Origin of the sequence: Pigmentiphaga aceris (assembly GCF_008119665.1) — a bacterium.
Lineage (GTDB): Bacteria > Pseudomonadota > Gammaproteobacteria > Burkholderiales > Burkholderiaceae_B > Pigmentiphaga > Pigmentiphaga aceris.
Window position 1 is genome coordinate 4,558,085 of sequence record NZ_CP043046.1, and the last position, 22,100, is coordinate 4,580,184.

Sequence of the window (22,100 nt, forward strand, 5' to 3'; positions counted from 1 at the left end):
GTTATGGTCCTTAATAGCTAATAGTCATGGTGAAAGATTTGTCGACACCGTCGATATTGATCGAGCCACGAAGGTTATCCCCCCGAAGGACAATATCTTTCCCAAACGCGCCAGCGGGTCGAGTGTTAAGCGAGAAAGTGCCGTTGCAGGCGAGATCCCAAGCGTCGACAGAAGTCCGAGCAATCAGGCGGGCGGCTTCGATATAGCCAGACGCGGCAATATTGGTGGCATTCACAACATCGCCAGTTAAGCGGACTCCGTTGAAGGTCCCGCCATTAAAAGTCGTCCCAGTGAAAGTGCCGCCTTCGAAAGAAGTGCCGCTGAAGTGCCCACCTGAAAACGTCTTACCGATAAAAGAGCCGCTAACAATCTGATTCGCGGCGACCGTGCTTGCAAAAGCGAGGCTGCCAAGGTTGGTGACCTTCGTAGAAGCGTCCAGGCGCCCGGAAACCTGTGTCGCCAAGTCGATAGAACTCTGCAACGCGAGGTCTCCTAGGCCCTGAACACGCGCTGCTGAAAGCCTCTGACCGGCCGAAAATACAATGGTCCCCGCCTCGTCTCTGATCGTCAGGCCGCGGCTGTCGATCTGATTAGCAATGACGGTCTGGGCCTGAAAGTTCCCTTGATGGACGAGCGTGTTGCCGCCCGCCCCCTTGACTGCTTCAGGCAGCGAACCGGCACCGATCTGACCTGGTGGCACAACGACGGTGGGTGGCAACGTGACCGGCTCGGTACGCACGGTTGCCGCCTGCAGAATCTTGTCGCGAGCATTGATAATCGTGCTCATACCAACACCTCCACACCAACGCGGCGCGTCGACCAATCGGTACTCAACCCGATCACTTGCCCCGTCACCCCAGCATCCATCCCATATCGCGGATGCACGATGGTGAGCGCTTGTCCAAGTTCAAGCAGCAGCAGCGACGCGAACCCAGTAAAGGTGTAAACACTGCGCGGCACGGACCACAATGCAAGCTCACGCGCGGCCTCGGCCTGCGCATCCGCCTCCGTAAGCAGCAAGGTGTCGACGCGGGTCGGTTCACCGTGCAAGCGATACGTGACGGCGACCGCGGCATCGTTCGCAGTTCGCTCCAAATACTCTTGCTCGTACAACGTCCGATGCGCCGCCGGAATGCCCGTTTGGAGTGACTGCTGCAAGGTCCAGTTGCGTGCATATCCCAGTCGAACGCCAGCAATGACCGTAGTCCGCCTGGCGGGCTTGAAACTCCCCGCCACCATGTCAGCCGCCGTGATCACACGAGCAGCCCCCGAAGCAGGCAGCGCAAGTTTGAGCAAGCGCAAACGCCCGTTTCGAGACATCGCCACTTGCGCTCCCACGCTGCTCGCCAATTGCTGACAACACGCCAACACATTTGCGCGATCGGGCAGGTAAAGCCCCACCGGTTGAGGGTGCAACGTGTCGAAAGCACTCAGGTTTACAGGGTCCAGGTCGTTGGTCGTGAACCGGTCTTCGACCGTGCCATAGGCCGTCGCAAGCCGTTGCACGATGCCCGCCACCGTATTGCGGTAACCGCCAACGTTATCCCCTTGCACGCTGGCTGTAATTTGGCCCGCAGGGGACTGGTTAAGCGTGAATCGACCGGTAGACAACTTGTCGGTACGCAATACCGGCACGCCGTTGTCACGGACTTCGATCACACTCTCGGCAGGACCAGCATGAAACAGATACTCATGATTGGTCCCTACCAAGACAGGGCTGACGTTAAAACACTCACCGAACACCAGCGGTTGCAAGGCATCCTTGTTGGTACCTGTGCCACCAATCACCATCTCGCTGACCGGCGTGTTCAATCGCTGCAACTTGTCGCGCAGCGACAGGTTCAACACGCCAGCATCTCGGCTACCGATGTCAGCCACGGTTCCAGCGAAGATCCGCCGGAAAGCACTGCGTGGCCAGCGCACATCACCAATGAAAACTTCGATGGAACGGTTGTGCCAAACATCGGCGAGCCAATCGTCACGTTCACCGCTGGCGTTGTCGATCTCGATGTTGCCCGTCGACAGAGACGTCTGACCATCCAGCGGCAGCGATTCATCAAATGAGATCCCGCCACGGATGATGCCGAGGTACGCCAGGTTGGCCGGGGTGTCTGTCGTCGACGTGGTGTAGTGACGATCAGCCAAAAAGCGCGTAGTTTCCACTCCTTTGCTGAACACACCGACCTCGGCCAACACCACCCGGATTGCTGATGGCTCATCGAGCCAGACAAGAAACTCTGCGTCTGTCATACCAGTTCCACCTTTCGTTCTAATGCGGCGTAGGCACCACGACTAACCGCCTGGCCGACACTACCCGCCACGTGTTCAGCGCCAGCTGCAACAGTTGACGCGACGGCATTGGCACCATCGCCCGTTGCCTTAACCAACGCCGACTGCAAGCCCACGACATCGGCGCGCAACGCGCGCACCTCCGCCACCAACTCCGCATTGTTTTCGTTACGGGAAGTGCTGATCGCCGTGGCCGAATACATCTGGCTTTCCGCAGCGGTCAGTACGCGTTCGCCTTGATGAAGCTCTGCGACATAACCATCGAACGGCACGTAGCCAAGTCCATGTGCATGAGAACCATCAATCTCAGCCTGGCGAATTTCTGCTTCGATCTCAGCCTTACTCATGCCGTTACCTAGGGCCGTCAACCAGAAGTCACGCCCACCGGCATCGGCAGTACGACCGAATACAGACTGATATATCGAGTTCAACCACAGCTCGTTCTGCGCAACTTGCTGGAAGCTCGACTTGGCGCTGTCTACCCCCATATTTTCAGAAGCGTCTGACCAGAATTTCAGGCCGCCGGCATCTGCAGTTCGGTTGAGCGTCTCCTGGTACCAGCCTCCAACATTGCTAGGCGTTGCCAGTTGCGACTGAAGGGCTGCAGCAAGGTCCGCCGGCAGACCAGCAAGAAGTGACGTCACGTCGTCAAGCCGCCCGGCTTTCAGCGCAAGCGCCTCAAGGGCTGCCAGCTCAGACTGCGCGGTAGTTACCGCGTGCTGATACTGACGATCCAACACAGCGTATGCGTCAGCGGCAACGCCCCGAAGCTCCTGCAACTGCGCTAAAGATGCGCCGCCCACATCAAGTTGCTGTTGGGCATCTTTCTGAGTAGATGAACCCAGACCGTCCAACGCTCCGGTCACACTACCGAACACTGCGGTGTAGTCGGTCCCTGATGCGCTGTACTCACGCTGAAGCTGTAGATAGGTCTGCGCCCTACCTTGCAACTCTTCCAGGGCTTTAACGTCGCCCCCTTGTGCCTTGCCCAACGTATCGCGGTACTGCTTGGCCGCCTCCGCAAGCTTCTCGCCCAGCGTAAGAGGAGAAAGATCACTGTTCTTCAGATCTTCCACATACTTGCGCAGACTCTTTCCTAACTCGAGCAATGATTCGAGATTGGTCTTCTCGGTTTGGAAGCGTGCCAGTACCAAGTTGGCAAGTTCGCCTGACAATGACACTTGCTGCTCTAGAGACGCAGTTTGCATCGCGGCCCAAAGCTCTTGCTCACGTTTGGCACCGAACGCCGCGTCACCATCCAGCGCCTTGTCGATCGAATCCATCGTCGATCCGACAGCATTGCGTGAAGACAGCAAAGCGCTTGCGCGTTGCGTTGCCTTTTGCACGGCAGCCAGCTGTGTCTCAAACGCAGTCACAACGTCAGCTTTCTGCTGATCTGCCAACTGCTTTTGTTTGGTAGCAGTGGCTTCGGCAGTGGCGACGGTATAGTCAGACCAAGACTTGAAGGTTCCGTTTATGCCCAACAGCGTTGCCAGTGCTTTTTGGCCTTCTACATCAGTCTCGCTCAAGCTGTCGATCAAGCCATCAACCAATGATTTGAAGCCCGCCTCCGTGGTGGGCATTACTTGGCCAACGCCTTCAACAGCCTGCTTCATTGACTCGAAGCTGTTGCCCATTCGATCAGCTTCGGACGTGAAATTCTCGTAGTAGCTGCCTAGATTTGCGGTGAGCGGCTCAACGCCGCCTGCTACTTCTATGAGGCTGGCCTTGAGGTCATAAGTCAGCCCTTTGAGCTTCTCGAATGGCCCATCAAATGAATCGACGAACTGACTGAAGGTATTGACCCCTGCGACCTGAGCCCCGATTTTTGCGAGCAATGACGTTGCGGCTTCATCATTTAACGAAACCGCGTCGACACCCTCCACCAATTTGCGCAGCGCGCTTGGGATGTCGTTTGCTGACTGCAATACCTCGATTTGCAGGTGTTTGAGATCCGTTGTCAGCAACGCCGCAGCGGCCTCGGTCGTCAGCGTAGTGGGCAATTTACTGTTGTAGTAGCTGCCCTTATAGTTACTGCCGCTACCGTCCTCGCCCAGTTGCCGGCCGTCCGAGAGCGTCACCCCGCTCATCACGCCGCCGCGCCCCTTCTCTGAGCCTTCGAACCCAGCGATCAGGCTGGTGACGCTCAGGCCCGAACCAGCGGCTTTCAGCAGGGCGTTTACACCGCCCGCTGTTGCCGAGATCGCAGCGTTGACGACACTTTCTTGACCTGCCGTACCGCCAGATGGACCGTGCAGGAACTGGGCTTGTCCGGCCTCCCATTGGAATGTGCCGCCGCTCCGATTTTCGCCTTTGAACGACCCGCTGAGCATCGTGTAAATAGCGATCGCCGCGCCGATATACGGCATCGCCGTGCCGATCGCGCTCATCGCTCCTGCCAGAGTTCCGCCAGTCGTTGCCGCGGTGGTGGCTGCTGTTGTGGCAGCCGTCGTCGCTGCTGTTGTGGCCGCGCCGGTGGCAACCGTTCCGCCACCGAGCGACAGACCAAGCCCGCTTCCAGTAGCACTTAGGCCAAGTCCACTACCTGTAGCGCTCAATCCAAGACCGGTTCCAGCAGTTCCTGCAAGACCACCGCCAGCCAATCCGCCACCCGCGAGGCCACCGCCAACACCACCGCCTACCGTCAACCCCCCAGCACTAAGCCCAAGACCACCACCAGCCGTCAACCCAAGTCCGCCACCTGCCGTCAGGCCAACACCGCCGCTAGCGATTCCGCCGGTCAATCCTCCTGCCATGAATCCACTGGTAGCAGCTCCGCCACCAAGCCAGCCAGCCGCCTGCGCTCCGCGATAAAGCGATGACAGATTACTAACAGTGTCCGTCCACGACGGACCGCCCGTAGTGCCGGTGCCCGACCCACTGGTGAACCCCAGCGCGTTCGTCAGGTAGTTCGCAGCCCCCTGCGCGATCGGTTGGATGATCGGCCGCAGCACCATCGTCTTGAACATATTGACAAGGGTATTCTTGAATTTCTCGCCAAACCCTTTGCTGTTCTCAAAGCCCTGCATTAGGGCATCAGTCAAAGAAGAACCGATTTGTTCGTTTCTACGTTTTACCTCTTGGGTAAATTCGTTATCTGCAACTTTTGCTTCGAGCTCTTTATTGCTATCAACGGCCTCGCCAGCTGCTTTAGCTCTGCGATTAAGTGCTTCGACTTGCTTTTCGATCAACGCGATTTCTTCTTGCCGAGCACCTGAGGCCACGGCCGTTTCCAACCTGCTACGTGCACTTGCGGCATCTTCTTCCGCCTTCGCCGCGACCAGTTCCAGAACAGCCCCTTTGGTCTTACCGTACTGTTCAACCTGAGTGCGCAAGGCCTCTGCCTGCTGCTCAGCAGTCTGTGCTGACATCTGTGCAGCACTCACTGCATCCTGCTGCGGTTTCAGCAGGTAATCGGTACGCGCGTCCTCAACTTTTTGTTGACTCAGGCTCATGGCCGACTTCGCGTCGGTCACTTTCTCACTTAGCTCGGTAAGCTTGTCCTGCCACACACGCTGCTGTGTCGCGCCGCCTTTTCCGCTTGAAATGAGTTTTTCAACAGCTGCCTTCTCGTCCTCAGCTGCCTTAACGGCCACCTTACCAGCTGCTGTGGCCAGATTTGCGCGCTCGGTGAAGTAATCCTCCGCGCTTTTGGCTCCACGGCGATAAGCAGCTTCGTTCATTTCCTCACGACGTGCTATATCCGCTTGCTCCCGCCTTGCAAGCTTGTCTACCTCTTTTGAAGTTTTTTCGTAGGAGGACTGAAAATCGCTTGGCGCAGCACCGACGGACGGAGGAGTACCGCCAGGAGGATTTGTACCAGGAGGTTTAGGGGGAGAAATCGGTACAGGCGGTTTAAATCGAGAGTTTATTGCTTGCACGTTCTCTTTATATTTTTCCTCCACCTTTAGATATTCAGCACTTCCAATTACCAAACCGACAGTTTCCCGCTTAAACTTCTTGTCCTCTCCAGCAAGGGCGTCGGCCAGTTTACCTGCGGAGGTTCCCCCATCCATATAATTTTGACGGCTCAGAGCCGCTGCCTTCTGAATGGACTCGTACAACTTGGCTACAGCTGCAGTCGCAGCCGTAAGTTCATTCTTAATGCGTTCGAAATCCGCCACAGCGTTGTTATGCTCTAACGCACCCAGATTTGGATCGCGAGCCTTTTCCAACGCAGCCACATAGTCCATTGACAACTGTTTAATTCGAGCCGAATCCGTCTCGAATTTCTTACGAGCAATATCAAGCTCGTTATCGTCCAAGCCTAGCGCCGCACGTCGCTTCTTGGCGAGATCTTCGTACGTCGCGATGAGGTGGTCCAAGCCAGTTACCGTCCCATCAGCCGCAGCACGCGCCGCGGCAGCAGCGCGATTGGCTGCAGACTCCTGCTCTGAGGCACTTTCAGTTGCCTTATTACCGAACAACTCCCAGGCAGTGGTAGCCGCACCAATAGCAAGCACCGTCCATCCAATGGGACCAATCGTTGTCAGGAACACTCGAGCGGCGGTGGACGCCAGTCCGAGGCCAGTAACAATGGCGTTGGTGGCTCCACCCGCAGACGTCAGCCAGGCAGCCAGGGGCAACGCTGCCAATGTGGCTCCGGCTGAGGCGGCGGCGCCAATGTTGTCGGCCAGCGCACTGATTCCGCCCGCCAATACCGACGCAACGCCGCTGTTCTCCCCTGCTGTGCCAACAAACCGCGTCAGCGCGTTCTCCAGTTCAGTAAATGCTTGACCGACGGTCTTCACACGGCCATCAAGCTGTTCACCCACCGCTTCGTGCGCCTTGGCCAGGGCCGTAACAATGACATCCCCGGTAAGCTCGCCCTGCGAGGCCATTGCCTTCAGGCCTTCCAGGCTGACTCCCGTGCCGGTCGCCAGTGCCTGAAGCAAGCTGGGCGCTTGGCTGAGCAGAGAATTGAAAGCCTCCGCGCCGATACCCCCACTGGACATTGCCTCACCAAAGCCCACCATGGCCGCAGAAGCATCCGCAGCGCTTGCACCCGATGCAGCAATCGCCTGCGCAGCGGTATCGGTAACCATCGCCACGTCTCGCTGACTCAGGCCCAGCGCGCTAGCTTGGAGCCCAAGCTGCTGGTAGAGCTGTGCAACAGTTTCCAACTGCATGCTGGTGCGTTGGGCTGTGCTGAAAACCGAGTCTGTGACTTGCGCCAGACCAGCGCTTCCTTCGGCGACCAAGCGAAGACGATTCTCGACACCCTGCCAGGCATCGGAATACGCAATGATCTTGTCAATATCCAACGAGTTGACCAAAGCACCACCCAAACCGTTCAGTGCCTCGGTTGCACGTGCCGCAGCTGCGGCTTGGCCATCGAGCCCTTGCGCGATGCCACCGCCCTGCTCGCCAACTTTAGCCATCGAACTGGCCATCTTTTCGGTGGCTGCTTGAACTGCAGCAGCGCGTTGCATGTTTCCTTCGTATGCAGCAGACAAGCGTGCAACGGAGTCGGCAACGGCTGCGGCCGTTTGCATCGCCTTTGTATTGATGCCTGACAACGCATCCATCCGGGCAGCAAGTATGTCGACAGCCGCAACGATTCTCGAGACGTTGTCCGTCCAGGATTGACCGACCCGCTGAGCTGCCGCTTCAGTCCGCTCAGCCGCCTCTGACATCGCATCGAGATCGGCCTTGGCTGATACAGCTGCCGCGGAATCGATCTTCAGATCAGCGGTTTTTTCCATGGAGCACCCAATAAATAAACCCCGCTCGATGGCGGGGCAGAAATTAATTTGTCCCTTCAAGGACGACGAAGTATCTGCGGCTAAGGAATGTCCGCAGCATCAATCAAAAATCCCCGCTTTGAGTCGGGAGAAACTCGATGCAGTACGAATATCAGATGGGAACATCGAAGCGACCAACGGTTAGTCGCTCGCCCCCATCCCCATTGCAGACCCGATCTTCCCTCCCGAGTCATCCGCCAAACTCACCAACCACGCGCCATCCACCTCGCGCAGCGCCTTCAACTCCCACTCCGCAGGCCTGATCCCCCGCTGACGAAACCACACATCGATTTCCCCGTGCATCAACGGATTCGGTGCCATCCCACACTGCCGTCCGGCGGCAATCTCGCAGAACCAGCGCCATAGATACGCCGTCTCTTCAGGCGGCACAGGGGCGCTGGCCAATTCATCGGCCAGCACGCCGGTCTGCGCATGGATTTCCAACAGCACCTTCTTTCTTGAAGGCTGACCATCCTTGCCGGGCCGAGTAAACGCAAACTCGGCTTCAGCAAATGCGACTAGCGCATCGGTCAGCCCTGCGTAAAAGCGGCGCTGTCGGCCGAGGCTTCCAGGATCTGCGTGACGAAGCTGGGGTTGCGCGTCAGCAGCTTGCGCAGGTTGGCTTCACCGAAGGGTTCTTTCGGGCCGCGCCAGCCGATGGTGGCGATGACCGCTTTGTCGATGGTCAGGGTGACGTCATCTTCGATCGGACGCACGTCGGCGTTTTTGCCTTTGCGGGCATTGGCCAGTTCCTGGCGACGGCGGGTGTTGATGGTGCGGAAGGTGTGCGAGGACACTTTCTCGGAGTGCTCGCCCAGCACGCGCAGGTGGATGCCGGTGGGCAGGTTGGTTGCGGTAAGCAATTCGATCTCGACGCCTTGTTCGTTGGCGCCGCGTTCGTCGAAGTTGTCGATGCTGATTTCTTGTGCCTGGGTCATGTTTTTTTGTCCTGTGGGGTCACACCGCAATGCGGCGATAAAGGAAAAATGTCGGGCTTGAGGAAAACTCAAACGCCGTAAATCGGTGCCAGGTAGTCGTACAGCGCGCGCTGTACCGAGTCGGGCAAGTAGGTGCCCTTGATCGATACCTGCGCGTTGCCAAAGGACAAATCCTGGGCAGTGAGGGACAGCGTCAAGCTGACGGTGGATACGCTGTCGGCAACGATCGCGGTGTCTACCGCTGACACCGAGGCTGACAGGTCCACGCCGTCTACACGAACCCGTCCGCGGCCGTTGTCGCCGACCGCGATTTCTACGCGCGCCATACGCCTGCTCCTTGAAGAAAAAAACCCGGCCGAAGCCGGGCTGAAAGACGCTCTGGGCGATCAGCCGCCGTTGGCGGGTGCCGCAACTTCCACGGTGTCGCCAGTCAGGCGGAAGTTGAAGGTGGCGGACACGACGCCGGACACCTGCGCGTCCCACGAGCGTTGCGAGACCAGGGCCAGGGCCGAGAAGGTCGAGCCGTCGCTGAAGGTGACGCGGATCAGGCGGGTCTGCTTGTCTTGTGCAGCGGCTTTGATGACGACTTGCGCTTCGTCAGCCTGGACCCAGTGGCCGGACACGGTCATGGTGCCGGCATCGCGCAGACCCAGACGGAATTCCTTGGCGCTGGAGGCCAGGACAGTTGCGTCGATTTCGTCGGCGCTGCCGCCTTGGTATTGCACCGATTTGGCGGTGATGTCGAGCGATGCGAAACCGGCGGGTGCTACCACGGCATTGACGTCGGTGACGGCGGCGGTCGAGATATCGAGCTTGGTGCCTTGAACGAGCAGAACGGGATTGGCCATGTATTGACTCCAGAAACGAAAAAAACCCACTCGATGGCGGGATTGGGGTGAAACCTGATCGGGTCGGGACGAAAAAAAACCCCGACAGCTTTTCGATGTCAGGGTTGTTCTCTTACCTAGGCGCTGCGACAAACATCGCAAAAAAACGCCGAACGCAAAAAAGCCCGCTCATCGGCGGGCTTCATTTCTTTCGGGCGAATTAATGCAGCCCATCGGGCTGCATATACTCACACTCGAAAGTGCGGTGATCAAATTGTGGATCTATTATTGCGCACTTTTGCGCGGTAGTCAAGAATATTTCCAATCGATGTGACTGCATGGAACATCAACGGATCAAATTGGCGATATGGAATCGCAGCTGCGCGGCACAATGCCGAGGGATGCACGCCATAGCAGTAGTAGCCAGCCAACATCACTTTGTCTTTCATCGGCAGCGGCTCACCCCGCCATGCGGCTTCTACCAAGGCAGCATCCGATACTTCCGCACCGGACGGTGGCTGTCGCCATTCTTGGCGCGCCTTGCCTGCCAGCACTGCCAGGTGATGGCAGACCTTGCCGGTCATGCTGATATCGGGGCGACGGCGCTCGCGCATGATCTCGCCCCAGCGCTCCAGGCGTTCATGCAGCGCAAGCGGCACGCGCAGCCGGAAGTCGACTTCGCGGTGTGGTCGCGGCCCGTTTTGCTTGATGGTCACGAGCTTGCCGAAGGGGTCGATCACGTTGACCTCTCCGGCACGCGCTGACGCGGCTTCTTTGTGTTCCAACACGGCGGCTGGATCGCGGTATTCCCAACGTTCACGAGCGGACATGGTCACTCCCTTGCTGATGATCACGCGGCGCGGCGGCGCAATCTGGTTCGATTCGGCGAGCAAGCTCAAGCCCGCATGATTGACGGCGGTTACCGCCTGGGTCTGTGTCGAGATATTCATCTTGTTGTCTCCCCTGCGCTGTTGGTTTCGGCCACGATTGCGCCCGCCCTTGTCTTGGCACAGGCTGCTGTGCATCATTCGAAGCCTCTGGTCTTGCGCGGCGCTGGCATCACGTCTGGCGTGGCTGGCAACTCGGTTGAAGCAAGGCTGCTGAAGCGGGTTTGCGCACCGACATATGCCAGTCGTACTCGCCCGGGTTCTCCTTGCCGAATCAAGCCCACGTTGATTTCGGCAATGCCGCGCGCCAAGGTGTCTGCGTGGTAGACCTCATCTCGATAAAGGAACAAGGCCGCGTCGCAATCTTGTTCGATTGCGCCTGAATCACGCAGGTCTGATGGCATCGGTCGTTTGTCGGCACGGCTTTCCAGCTGGCGATTGAGCTGCGACAGCAGCACGATCGCAATGTCGAGCTCTTTGGCCAGCGCCTTCAGACCGCGTGTGATGCCTTCGATCTGCGCATTGCGGTTGTCGCCCTCGCCGCTCATCAATTGCAGATAGTCGATGACAAGCACATCCAGGCCATGACGGCGCTTGGTCGAGCGCGCCTTGGTGCGCACGTCGAACAAGGACAGGCCACCCTGATCGTCGATCCACAGGCTCAAGGTGCGCAGGCGTTGCAAGCCCGTTGATATGGCCAACCAGATGGCATTGCCACTGTCATCTGCAGGGATCGTGTCTGCCTGCAGCAGGTAGCGCAGATCGACCCGCCCGAGGCTGGCAATCTGGCGTTGCAGAAGTTGTCGTTTCGGCATTTCCATCGACAGGAAAAGCGCCTGCCCATGCGTGGCAACATAATTGACCACGCTCATCGCAAACGCGGTTTTCCCCATCTTCGGGCGCGCGGCGATCACGATCAGTTCGCCACGCCGCATGCCGCCTGACAGCCTGCGATCCAGGTCCGCGAAACCCGTTGAAATGGCTTTGGGCAGCACGCCGGCAGCCTGTCGTTTCATCTCATCGAGAAAGCTCTGCAGGCCATCGGCCACATGCTCGGGTTCGATCCGGCCGCGCGAGGCAGACAGCTTTTCCAGCTCGCCCTGGCCATAATCGATCAAGCTGGAAATCGGTTCGCCAATACTGGTGTGCGCACGATCGGACAACTCGGACGCCAGGGCCAAGACCCCACGCCGCTGCGCCCGGTCACGCACCATGTCTGCGTAGTGGCCAATGTTGGCCACGCCCGGCGTGTTGCGTGACAAGGCGTTCAGATAGATCAGCAGTTCGGCTGACTGCGCGCCCAGGCGATCGAACACCGTCAGCACGTCGGCCGCCGCGCCTTCACCGATCAGTCGCAAGACTTCTCGATAGGCCTGCCGGTTGCGCGGGCTGAAGAAGTGTTCCGGCCGAAGCTCACCTACATGATCCAAGGCCTCGTTGTTCAGCAGCAGCCCGCCCAGTACGGACTGCTCGGCAATGTCGCTGTACAGCTCGGCGCGAGTCATGCGCGACGCTCGTGCTGACCGCCGGCCACGTTGGAGAAGCCCGCCGGGCTGATCATCCAGTCGAAGCCGACATTGGGGGGAAGCGCGCAGTGTTCCCGCACCCAAGCGAAGTAGCGTAGCCAGAACTTGGGCTTGTCCGAATATCGAATGAAGGCAGCAATGTTGCCCGCGCGCCGGGTGGAATAGACGCTGACGGAAACCGTACCCAGTTGCTCGCCAAGTGCCGCGTTGTAGGCTTCGATCACCTCGACGGCAGCCGCGTCGTATTCGCACTGCACTTCGTCTTCCCAGCACGCGCTGTTCAACCAGGTCGATGCATGTTTCACATACTTCACATCGCTCCACAAACCAGCTGCGGTGCTGCGCCGAATCGATTCAAGCATCAAATCCAGCAACGCTTCGTCAGGCATCAGCCGCGCGAAAGCGTCACGGGCATCTTGCTTGTCGACCTTGCGAGGATAGGCCTGCCAGAAACGATCGAAGCGGTCTTTCAAGGTGTCGCTCATCATCAGATGCGAACGCGCCGCACGACGAGGTGACACCTGAGTGACAGCGACCGGCCGAGGATAAAGATTTGTCTGTTGAAGTTGGTTTTTGGGCTTGTCTTTTGAGGGTCCCGAGACGGGACGCTGCACGTCCTGATCCGGGACCAATACCAGTCCCGAAACCGGACTGGAAGCCGGAGATGCAATCGGCTCCGCGTCGTCCCGATCCGGGACAGGCAGCAATGCAACATCGGACTGCCGCACTGGCTTCACCCAGGTTGTGTGCCGTTTGTTGATCCCGACGATCAACCCATACCGGCCAGGCTCACAGACCACGACATTCATGCGCTCCAACTGCTTGAGTGTCGTCGTCACGTGGTTGCGCGCAATGCCGCACAAGGCCCCAAGTTGCGACGCGGTCACGTCGTCGACTTTCTTGCCATAGCCATACGTCTTGCGCACGACTGCCAGCAGCACGTGCAACTGGCGTCCGGAAAAACCGAAGCGCAGCACGGCGTCGTACAGCTCGTTGGCCAGGCGCAAAAATCCGTCTTCAACCTGCGGCCCTTTGCCACCAAGCTCAACCAACTTCGATGTACTCACCAAAGGCATTCCCCCATATCGGACTGCTTGTTGTTCCCACAGTGTTCTCACTGCCCTACTCCCTACGCGTTTTTGCGAATCACAGGGCCGCGCGTCATGCCCCACCATGAGCGCGCCAGTTCGTCGAGCAACTCAGCTTGTTTGCGAACGAACGCCCCCGTCGCGCTCGGAAAACGGCTCCGGCGACGTGTCGTCTGATTCATGTTGTTGGTGAAGGGCTAGCGCCCTTGATCATTTGAAATCGTTATCGCGATCAACTACGATACGTGGCATCGCGATGCGATCAGCTTGCAATTGCTCGACTTCCGAAGAATTTAGTAGGAGGATTGGCAAAACAGCGCAAGACTTGATGTATCAATTTAAGCGCATTTGCGCTCAATCAGCAAGCGCAAATGCGCGTGCACAACCATTACTTTTGCGATATGAGCACTCTCAGCGAACGAATGAAAGAAGCCCGGGTACAAGCCGGGCTGTCGCAGGCGGAGCTGGCCAAGCAGCTCGGCGCAGGACAATCGACGATCGCCAGCATTGAGAACGGCCGTAACCAGAGTTCTGGCCGCCTGGTCGAGATAGCGCAATTGCTGCAGGTCAACCCAACCTGGCTGGCAAGTGGTCAGGGACCGCGCAAGGCTCAGGCGGCGATTGACAGTGTCGATGCCAGTGACCAGATCGTGGTGTGGGAAAAGCTGTCTGATCTGCCTCCGGACGAAAACCGCACGTGGATCGATCGCTACGATCTGCTGTGTTCAGCCGGCACCGGCATCATCCAGTGGGAAATCAGGCAAAAACAGGCACTGCCTTTCACCATCGATTTCTTCAAGGCCATTGGCTCCAAGCCAGAGCATTGCCGGCTGGCAAGCGCACGCGGCAACAGCATGGAACCGTTTCTGTTCGATCGCGACATGATCATGATCGACATCAGCAAAACTACGGTGCGCGACGGCAACGTCTATGCAGTGTGCTTCGAAGACGAGACCTTGGTGAAACAGCTGTTCAAGCAGGCGGGGGGAGCCTTGATGCTGCATTCCTACAATGCGAAATACCCGGATCGCATCGTTCCGGCATCGGAAGAGACCAGCTTCCAAGTGATCGGGCAGGTGATCTATCGATCCGGGTCGGGCTTGCCGGGAGTCTGAGCCAGCGCGGGGTTCGGGCGCATCTCCCAAGACGTGTCCCGCAGCTTTCCAGTCAATGTGAAAGCTGCGGACTCAAGCCAATCACGTAAGGGTCCAGCGGATCGCGACAGGCGGTGAAACCCAGATACTTGCATATACAATGATTGTAGCTACAATCATTACATGAATGCCACCACCTCCAAAGGCTGTACCAACTTCCGCTTGCGCAGGGTGTCGCGGGTGATTTCGCGTCATTACGATGCGCACCTGTCTGCCAGCGGCCTGAAAGTGACGCAGTATTCAACGCTGTCCCACTTGGTCAAGCTAAGCCCGATTCGTCCGGTGGATCTCGCCCGCAAGATGGGCCTGGACGCGTCGACACTCACTCGAAACCTGAAGCCATTGATGCTCGCCGGCCTTGTCGAACAAGGCGACGGCACTGACGCCCGCAGTCGACAGATCACCATCACCGAGGCAGGACGCAGCAAACATGCTGATGCCCACGCCATGTGGAAAAGAGCGCAGCTGAGCCTGAACGACTTGCTGGGCCTTGATCGTGTCCTGGCCTTGCACGCCCTGCTGGACGACACGATGGACGTGCTCAATACCGCTGGCCTGACTGACGAATCGACGGACTGACTCCATGACCACGCTCGACCCGCGCACGCGCATGCTGTTGGAAGCGCCCATTGCGCCAACCATCGCAAGACTCGCTATTCCCAATGTCCTGGTGATGGTCGCGCAAGCGTCCGCCGGGCTGATCGAAACCTACTTCGTCGGCAAGCTGGGGACCGACGCACTGGCCGGCATGGCGCTGGTCTTCCCGATCGTGATGTTGATGCAGATGATGTCGGCCGGTGCCATAGGCGGTGGCATCGCGTCATCGATTGCACGGGCGCTGGGCGGCGGTAGACGTGACGACGCCAATGCGGTGGTCCTGCACGCGCTGGTGATCGCGCTTGCCTTTGGTGCAATCTTCACCGTCGGTCTGTGGTTCGGCGGTCGCTGGCTGTATACGCAGATGGGCGGATCGGGTGCCGCGCTTGATGCGGCGTTGGTCTATTCCAACTGGATCTTCGCCGGGGCAGTGTTCGTCTGGCTGTTCAACTCATTGGCAGCCGTATTGCGCGGCACCGGCAACATGGCGGTACCAGCCAAGATCACGGTGTACGGCGTCATTGGTCTGGTGCCGGTGTCGCCGTTGCTGATCTTTGGCTGGGGTCCAATACCGGTGATGGGAATTGCCGGCGGTGCACTGGCATTGCTGCTGTACTACATCGTGGGCACGCTGGTGCTGGTTGCGTACATGCGGTCGCCGAAAAGTCTGCTGAAACTGTCGCTTACCGCCATCCGCCTGCGTGCCGTGTTCTTCCGCGACATCCTGAGGGTCGGCATCGTGTCGGCCATCGGCGTGATCTGCACCAACCTTGCCGTGGCCATTGCAACCTCGCTGGTCGGGCATTTCGGTTCCGGGGCGATTGCCGGTTACGGCACGGCATCGCGGCTGGAATATGTGCTGATCCCGCTGGTCTTCGGCCTGGGTGCGCCCTTGCTGACCATGGTGGGCACATGCATCGGTGCCGGCAAGCGCGACCGCGCACTGCAAGCCACCTGGATCGGTGGTGCCATGGCGTTTGCCATTACCGAGCTTATCGGCATTGCGGCGGCCCTGTTTCCGCGCGCCTGGCTGTCCTTGTACGGTACCGATCCGGTGATGCTGGAAACCGGCACGGTCTACCTGCAAACCGTGGGGCCTTTCTACGGATTCCTGGGCCTGGGCCTGGCGATGTATTTCGCGTCGCAAGGTGCGGGACGCCTGCTGTGGCCAATCACCGCCACCATCGTGCGCTTGGTGATCGCCGCTGGTCTGGGCACCTTGGCAATCTACTTGGGCGGGACGCTTGGCCATGTGTTCCTGGCGCAAAGTGCGGCGCTGCTGGTGTATGGCGTGGGCATTGCGTTGGCCATTTCTGGAGGGTCGATGTTCGGCAAGATCGGTCGGCCAAGGCGCACGGCAGATGCAGTGCGCGGCGTGCAAGCCGGCTGACTGCCCACCGCGACCAGACAGGTGGCTCAGTCTCGCTTCGCTGCTTGCATTTCCGCGATGTAGGTCCGCAGCAAACCCACCCGCTGCGGCCTGAAGCTGGCACCAGTGGCCGTTGTCGCCGATACCCGGTCGGCCCGGAACATGCGGAAAGCCTGGCGCAGGCAGCACCAGGACAGCAACATCAGCGAGCGGTCCAGGTACACGATGGCCAAGGGCCAGATCTCGCGTTCGGTCTGCTGCCCTTGGCTGTCGGTATAAGAAATCTTCAGCGCCTCTTCACGCCAGCACGCTTCGCGGATCACCTGCATGTCGGGCAAGGCGGCAAAAGCCTGCTCGCCCCGGTAGACCTGCGACACCGCGTTCAAGACCTGCTGTTGCCGAACCTGCGGCAGCGTTGCCGATACCTTGGCGAGCACCGATGCTGCGGCCGCAGCCAGCGCCGGATCGCCAATATGGCGCACTTCGGCCAGGCCGAGCGCCAGCGCCTCGACCTCGATGCGGCTGAACATCTGCGGCGGCAAGGTGCCGTCCTCAACCAGGCAGTAACCGAAACCACGTTCGCCACCGATTTCGGCACCCGCGGCGCGCAGGCTGTCGATGTCGCGATAGATACTGCGAACCGACACCCCGGTTTCCTGCGCAAGGCGAGCAGCCGTAACCGGTGCCGGCAGCATTCGCAAGGCCTGCAAGAGGCGTAGAAGTCGATCAGGACGCGCCATGCTTCAACTGACAGGAATTGACAGGAGGGCTGCCTAGAATAGCAGCCATTCCAACCCACCGGCCCCTGCCATGCTGACTGTTTTCCACTCCCCCCAAAGCCGCTCCACCAGTGTCATCGCCTTGCTCAACGCGCTTGATGCCATCGACCAAGTGAAGATCGAGATCGTCACCATCACACGCCAGGACGGTACCGGCGCGCGCGATCCGCGCAATCCGCATCCGGACGGCAAGGTGCCCCTGCTGATGGACGGCGAGGCGGCCATCTGGGAACGCAGCGCCATCTTCCAATACCTGGCGGACCGCTTTCCGCAGGCAGGCTTGAACGTGCCCGTGGGCCACCCGCTGCGCGGTACCTACCTGAGCTGGCTGGCCTGGTACGGCGGCGTCATGGAACCGGTGATGGTGCTGGAGGCCGCCGAGCTTCAGCACCCGTTCATCACGGGCACTTTCCGCAGCAGCACAGAAATGAAGGCGCGTCTGGCTCAGGCGCTGACCGAGCAGCCCTTCCTGGTAGGCGAGCGCCCCACCGCTGCCGATCTGCTGCTGCACTCGCCCTTCGCCTGGTTCGGCAAGCCGGGCGTACCGGCTATCGACGCATGGGTGGACCGATGCATGGCCTTGCCAGGTGCGGCCTATGCCAAGGCCTTCGACGAGGAACATGCCCTGGCATGAACCGCGTCGAAGGCGGTGTAACCCTCAGGCCGATCAATGCGCCTCGGCTTGCGGGTGCGCCAGCGCAGGCACCGCACCAGGGTCACTGTCGCGGCTTGGCTTGATCCGATACCAGATGGCATACAAGGCCGGCAGGAACACCAGCGTCAGCACCGTGCCGCCGATCGTGCCACCAATCAGCGTGTAGGCCATCGAGCCCCAGAACACCGAGAAGGTGAGCGGGATGAAGGCCAGCACGGCGGCCATTGCGGTCAGGATCACCGGTCGCGCACGTTGTACGGTGGCTTCCACCACGGCGTGATACGGGTCCAGGCCGTCCTGCTCGTTGGTGTGAATCTGGCCAACCAGAATCAAGGTATTGCGCATGATGATGCCGGCCAATCCGATCAAGCCCAAGATGGCGTTGAAGCCGAAGGGTTGATTGAAGATCAGCAAGGTCGGAACGACACCCACCAGGGCCAGCGGCGCGGTCAGCAAGACCATGGCCATCGCAGACATCGAACGTACCTGGAAGATGATCACCAACATCATCAAGGCCAGCATGATAGGGAAGACGGCAGCCAGTGCAACATTGGCCTTGGCAGACTCTTCCAGGTCGGCGGCCGTCTCGATCTTGTAGCCAGCGGGGAGCTTGTCGATGATCGGCTTCAGTGCGGCGAGCACTTGCACAGAGACTTCGGGTGGCTGAACACCCTCGGCCACATCGCCGCGTACGGTGATGGTCGTCAGGCGGTCACGACGACGCAATATCGGATCTTCCATGCGGATTTCCGAACGGCCGATCTGGTCCAGCGGAATGCGCTGTCCATTGCTGCCGGTCAGCGTGAAGGCACCCAACTTGGCAGGGTCCAAGCGGTCTGCGCCCGCACTGCGCGCCACCACTTCGACGGCACGAATGTCTTCGCGAACCTGAGTAACCGGCGCGCCGCTCAGCAGGAATTGCAGTTGCTCGGCCGCGTCTTGTGAACTCAGGCCAAGGGAGCGCAGGCGGTCCTGGTCAAGCACGAAGTGAACGGTCGGCACACGCTCGCCCCAGTCGCTATTCACCTGGCGCAACATACTGTTTTTCAGCATCACGCCGCGCACTTCTTCAGCGATGCTGCGTACCGTTTTTTCCTCTGGCCCCATGACCCGGAAGGCCACCGGGAACGGCGAATAAGGCCCGAACACCAGCTGGGTCACGCGGACTTGCGCTTCGGGTGCCAGGCCTTCGTCGGCAGCCTGGCGCAACGATGCTTTCAGGCTGTCGCGTGCGGCCTCGCTATCGGTCAGGATGATGACTTTGGCAAAGGACGGATCGGGCAGCTCTGGCGAAATCGCCAGGTAGAAACGCGGCGCACCTTGGCCGATGTAGCTGGTCACCAGTTTGGCTTCGGGCTGCTTCTGCAACCAGGTTTCGATCTTGGTGACCGCCTCGCCGGTCGCACCGATGCTGGTGCCTGGCGGCATGCGCACTTCCACGATGACCTCTGGGCGGTCGGACTGCGGGAAGAACTGCTGTTTGGCTGCGCCCATGCCGACCACGGACAGCACCAGCAATGCCAGCACGGCAGCAGCAACCTTCTTCTTGTGCGTGACCGCCATACCCAGCAGGGTGCGCAATCGGCGGTACCCCGGCGTGCCGTAGATGGCAGCGTGGCCACCTTCGATCTTCTTGAATTGCGGCAACAGTTTCACGCCCATGTACGGCGTGAATGCCACGGCCACCACCCACGAGGTCAACAACGCAAACATCACCACCCAGAAGATGTTGCCCGCGTATTCCCCGGCGGTCGACTTCGCAAAGCCCACCGGCATCAGCCCGATGGCGGTCACCAGCGTGCCCGACAACATGGGCGCAGCCGTATGCGTCCATGCGTAGGTCGCCGCATGAATGCGGTCGTAGCCCTCTTCCATCTTCACCACCATGGTTTCGATGATGATGATGGCGTCGTCCACCAGCAGGCCCAGCGACAGGATCAACGCCCCAAGCGTGATGCGGTCGAAGTCGCGTCCGGTTGCCAGCATGATCACGAACACGCCGGCCAGGGTAAGCGGTACAGCAGCGGCCACCACGATGCCCACACGCCAGCCCAGGCTGACCAGACTCACGACGATCACCACGGCAAGTGCCACGAAGAACTTCACCATGAACTCGCCGTAGGCTTCCTGGATATTCACGGCCTGGTCGGTCACCTTGGTGAAGGACAGACCCAGCGGCATCTCGGCAGAGATGGCCTGCGCTTCTTTTTCCAGCGCCTTGCCCAGTTCAAGACCGTTGTAGCGGTCGCGCATGACCACGCCCAGCAGCAAGGCGGGCTCGCCCTGGTTGCGGATCAGGAAGGTGGCGGGGTCTTCATAACCGCGTGTGACCTCAGCCACGTCCGACAACTTCAATGTGCGGCCAGCCGCAACAATGGGTGTGTCGCGGATTTTCTGCAGGTTGTCGAAAGCGCCGTCCAGGCGCATCAACACCTGCGGGCCTTTCGTGTCGATCGAGCCGGCCGGCGTCACCAGGTTTTGCGTGGTCAAGGCCGAGAAGATATCGCGCGCGGACACGCCCAGCGTGGCCAGGTGCGTGTGCGAGAACTCGACAAAGATCCGCTCGGGTCGCTCGCCGATGATGTTGACCTTCTTCACACCGGGCACATGCAGCAGCCGCTGGCGCAGGGTTTCCGCTTCGCGCACCAGCAGGCGCTGCGGCTCTCCCTTGGCCTTCAGCGCATACAGCGCAAAGGTCACGTCGGCGTATTCGTCGTTGACGATCGGGCCAATGACGCCACGCGGCAATCGCATGGCTTCGTCACTCAGTTTCTTGCGCGCCTGATAGAACTCTTCAGGCACTTCGCCGGGGGGCGTGTCGTCGCGCATCGTCAAGGTAGTGAAAGCCAGCCCAGGCCGCGTGAACGTTTCGCTTCGGTCATACCACTTCAATTCCTGCAAGCGCTTTTCCAGCGGCTCGGCAACCTGGTCCTGCATTTCCTGCGCGGTTGCGCCTGGCCAGGCGCTTACCACGGTCATCACCTTGATCGTGAAGCTCGGGTCTTCGGCCCGGCCCAGCTTCAGGAAAGCAAAGATCCCGGCGATGGTGATCGCGATAATCAAAAACAGCGTCACGCCCCGCTCGCGCACGGCAAGCGCGGAAAGATTGAAGCCAGTCATTTGATCGCACCTGCACTGGCCACATCCGTCCGCGTTGCGTGAGTCGCTGCTGCTGCAGGGCTGGCGGCACCCGCCTGCTGCTCGCCAGCGATGCGCACGCGCTCGCCGTCGTGCAACAGATGCGCGCCCAGCGCGACAAAACGTTCACCCGCGTTCAGGCCGCCTGACAAGGCCGCCGTTTCCACCCCCAGGCTTGCCACCTGAACCGGCCGCCAGACGACTTGCGGCGCTTCTCCCTGAACCACCCAGACGCCAGGCCCCTGCCCCTTGTCCAACAAGGCAGCCAACGGCACCTGCATGGCAGAAGTACCACGCGTATCAGGCAGATGAATGGTCACGGTCGTGCCCAGCGGCGCTGTGGCGGCAGCACCGTCGAGCACATAACGCGCCTCGAAGGTGCGCGTGCGGGGGTCTGCCGCATCGGACAACTGCCGCAGGCGAGCGGCACCGGTAATACGGGCATCGTGATACAGCGTTGCGCGTGCAAGCGACCCCACTTCCGGTCTCAGGGTTTCAGGCAAGCTGACGATGGCTTCACGCGGACCGGCATGGGCCACGCGCACCACGGTCTGCCCTGCTGCCACCACCTGACCAGGCTCTGCCAGCGTTTCCACCACGATGCCGTCGGCGTCAGCCAGCAACACCGCATACGTCGCCTCGTTGCGCAGTACATCGGCCTGCGCCTGCGCAGCCTTCAACTGCGCATCGGCGGCATCAGCGGCAGCCTTCATCTGGTCATAGGCCGATGCAGACACCGCACCGGCTTCGACCAAGCCCCGATAACGCTTTTCATCCGATGCCGTCTGCAACGCACGGGCGCGCGCGGCAGCCACGGTGCTGGCCTGCGCCGCGCTCGCCAGGGCGAAATCGGTGCGGTCAACACGGAACAGCGGCTGACTACGCTTGACGGTCTGACCGGTATCGACCAGTCGTTCGACAATTTTTCCGCGCACCCGGAAACCGAGTTCGCTTTGCACGCGTGCCGACACGATGCCGGTGAAACCGCGCTCTGTCTGGACAGCACCACCGGCGGTCGCGACGCGCACCAGCGGCGGACCGGTACGCGGATCGGCTTGCTCGGCATGGGGCTGGCAGGCGGCCAGCGCGATGGCGAGCATGCTCGCCAG

Annotated in this window: 17 protein-coding genes; 4 read left to right on the top strand and 13 right to left on the bottom strand. The window is 60.0% G+C overall.

The features are described from left to right. Positions 1–10 precede the first annotated feature (10 nt). The 10 genes from FXN63_RS19780 to FXN63_RS19825 form a co-directional block, all read right to left on the bottom strand. On the bottom strand, positions 11–787 hold the full coding sequence (locus tag FXN63_RS19780) for a pentapeptide repeat-containing protein (protein WP_148816873.1): 777 nt from the start codon (positions 785–787) through the stop codon (positions 11–13). After that, positions 784–2,250, bottom strand: coding sequence for a hypothetical protein (locus FXN63_RS19785; RefSeq protein WP_148816874.1), 1,467 nt, complete (start codon positions 2,248–2,250; stop codon positions 784–786). The genes FXN63_RS19780 and FXN63_RS19785 overlap by 4 nt, the downstream gene beginning before the upstream one ends. Next, positions 2,247–7,994: a tape measure protein gene (locus FXN63_RS27295; protein ID WP_148816875.1), complete on the bottom strand. Its 5,748-nt coding sequence runs from the start codon at positions 7,992–7,994 to the stop codon at positions 2,247–2,249. The genes FXN63_RS19785 and FXN63_RS27295 overlap by 4 nt, the downstream gene beginning before the upstream one ends. Before the next feature lie 180 nt (positions 7,995–8,174). Next, on the bottom strand, positions 8,175–8,483 hold the full coding sequence (locus tag FXN63_RS19795; RefSeq protein ID WP_148816876.1) for a phage tail assembly chaperone: 309 nt from the start codon (positions 8,481–8,483) through the stop codon (positions 8,175–8,177). 80 nt (positions 8,484–8,563) lie between these two features. Beyond that, positions 8,564–8,971: a hypothetical protein gene (locus tag FXN63_RS19800; protein WP_148816877.1), complete on the bottom strand. Its 408-nt coding sequence runs from the start codon at positions 8,969–8,971 to the stop codon at positions 8,564–8,566. Between the two features lie 68 nt (positions 8,972–9,039). Beyond that, positions 9,040–9,297: a hypothetical protein gene (locus FXN63_RS19805; protein WP_148816878.1), complete on the bottom strand. Its 258-nt coding sequence runs from the start codon at positions 9,295–9,297 to the stop codon at positions 9,040–9,042. 60 nt (positions 9,298–9,357) lie between these two features. After that, a complete protein-coding gene (locus FXN63_RS19810; protein ID WP_148816879.1) occupies positions 9,358–9,819 on the bottom strand; it encodes a phage tail tube protein in 462 nt (153 codons plus the stop codon). Between the two features lie 248 nt (positions 9,820–10,067). Continuing rightward, positions 10,068–10,748 (bottom strand): hypothetical protein, encoded by a 681-nt coding sequence (locus FXN63_RS19815; RefSeq protein ID WP_148816880.1) that lies wholly within the window; start codon positions 10,746–10,748, stop codon positions 10,068–10,070. Positions 10,749–10,822: 74 nt separating this feature from the next. Continuing rightward, positions 10,823–12,190, bottom strand: coding sequence for a replicative DNA helicase (locus tag FXN63_RS19820; RefSeq protein ID WP_148816881.1), 1,368 nt, complete (start codon positions 12,188–12,190; stop codon positions 10,823–10,825). Continuing rightward, positions 12,187–13,278 carry a replication protein gene (locus tag FXN63_RS19825; RefSeq protein ID WP_222863945.1) on the bottom strand — a complete coding sequence of 364 codons (1,092 nt, stop codon included), beginning with the start codon at positions 13,276–13,278 and terminating at the stop codon, positions 12,187–12,189. The genes FXN63_RS19820 and FXN63_RS19825 overlap by 4 nt, the downstream gene beginning before the upstream one ends. A gap of 392 nt (positions 13,279–13,670) precedes the next feature. On the opposite strand from FXN63_RS19825, the gene FXN63_RS19830 reads away from it, so the two are divergent. The 3 genes from FXN63_RS19830 (at position 13,671) to FXN63_RS19840 (ending at position 16,440) form a co-directional block, all read left to right on the top strand. Beyond that, positions 13,671–14,414 (top strand): XRE family transcriptional regulator, encoded by a 744-nt coding sequence (locus FXN63_RS19830; protein WP_246164904.1) that lies wholly within the window; start codon positions 13,671–13,673, stop codon positions 14,412–14,414. Between the two features lie 162 nt (positions 14,415–14,576). Further along, complete coding sequence (locus FXN63_RS19835; protein ID WP_148816883.1) at positions 14,577–15,032, top strand: MarR family winged helix-turn-helix transcriptional regulator; 456 nt, start codon at positions 14,577–14,579, stop codon at positions 15,030–15,032. Positions 15,033–15,036: 4 nt separating this feature from the next. Further along, positions 15,037–16,440, top strand: a complete 1,404-nt coding sequence (locus FXN63_RS19840; protein WP_148816884.1) for an MATE family efflux transporter — start codon at positions 15,037–15,039, stop codon at positions 16,438–16,440. Between the two features lie 26 nt (positions 16,441–16,466). Here FXN63_RS19840 and FXN63_RS19845 read toward each other — a convergent pair whose 3' ends face one another. Beyond that, on the bottom strand, positions 16,467–17,159 hold the full coding sequence (locus FXN63_RS19845; RefSeq protein WP_148816885.1) for a helix-turn-helix transcriptional regulator: 693 nt from the start codon (positions 17,157–17,159) through the stop codon (positions 16,467–16,469). Positions 17,160–17,229: 70 nt separating this feature from the next. Between FXN63_RS19845 and FXN63_RS19850 the strand changes: the two genes are divergently transcribed. Next, on the top strand, positions 17,230–17,832 hold the full coding sequence (locus FXN63_RS19850) for a glutathione S-transferase family protein (RefSeq protein WP_148816886.1): 603 nt from the start codon (positions 17,230–17,232) through the stop codon (positions 17,830–17,832). A gap of 33 nt (positions 17,833–17,865) precedes the next feature. On the opposite strand, the gene FXN63_RS19855 is transcribed toward FXN63_RS19850, so the two are convergent. Together FXN63_RS19855 and FXN63_RS19860 are read right to left on the bottom strand one after the other, a co-directional pair. Beyond that, a complete protein-coding gene (locus FXN63_RS19855) occupies positions 17,866–20,973 on the bottom strand; it encodes an efflux RND transporter permease subunit (RefSeq protein WP_148816887.1) in 3,108 nt (1,035 codons plus the stop codon). Beyond that, a complete protein-coding gene (locus FXN63_RS19860) occupies positions 20,970–22,091 on the bottom strand; it encodes an efflux RND transporter periplasmic adaptor subunit (protein ID WP_148816888.1) in 1,122 nt (373 codons plus the stop codon). The genes FXN63_RS19855 and FXN63_RS19860 overlap by 4 nt, the downstream gene beginning before the upstream one ends. Positions 22,092–22,100 lie beyond the last annotated feature (9 nt).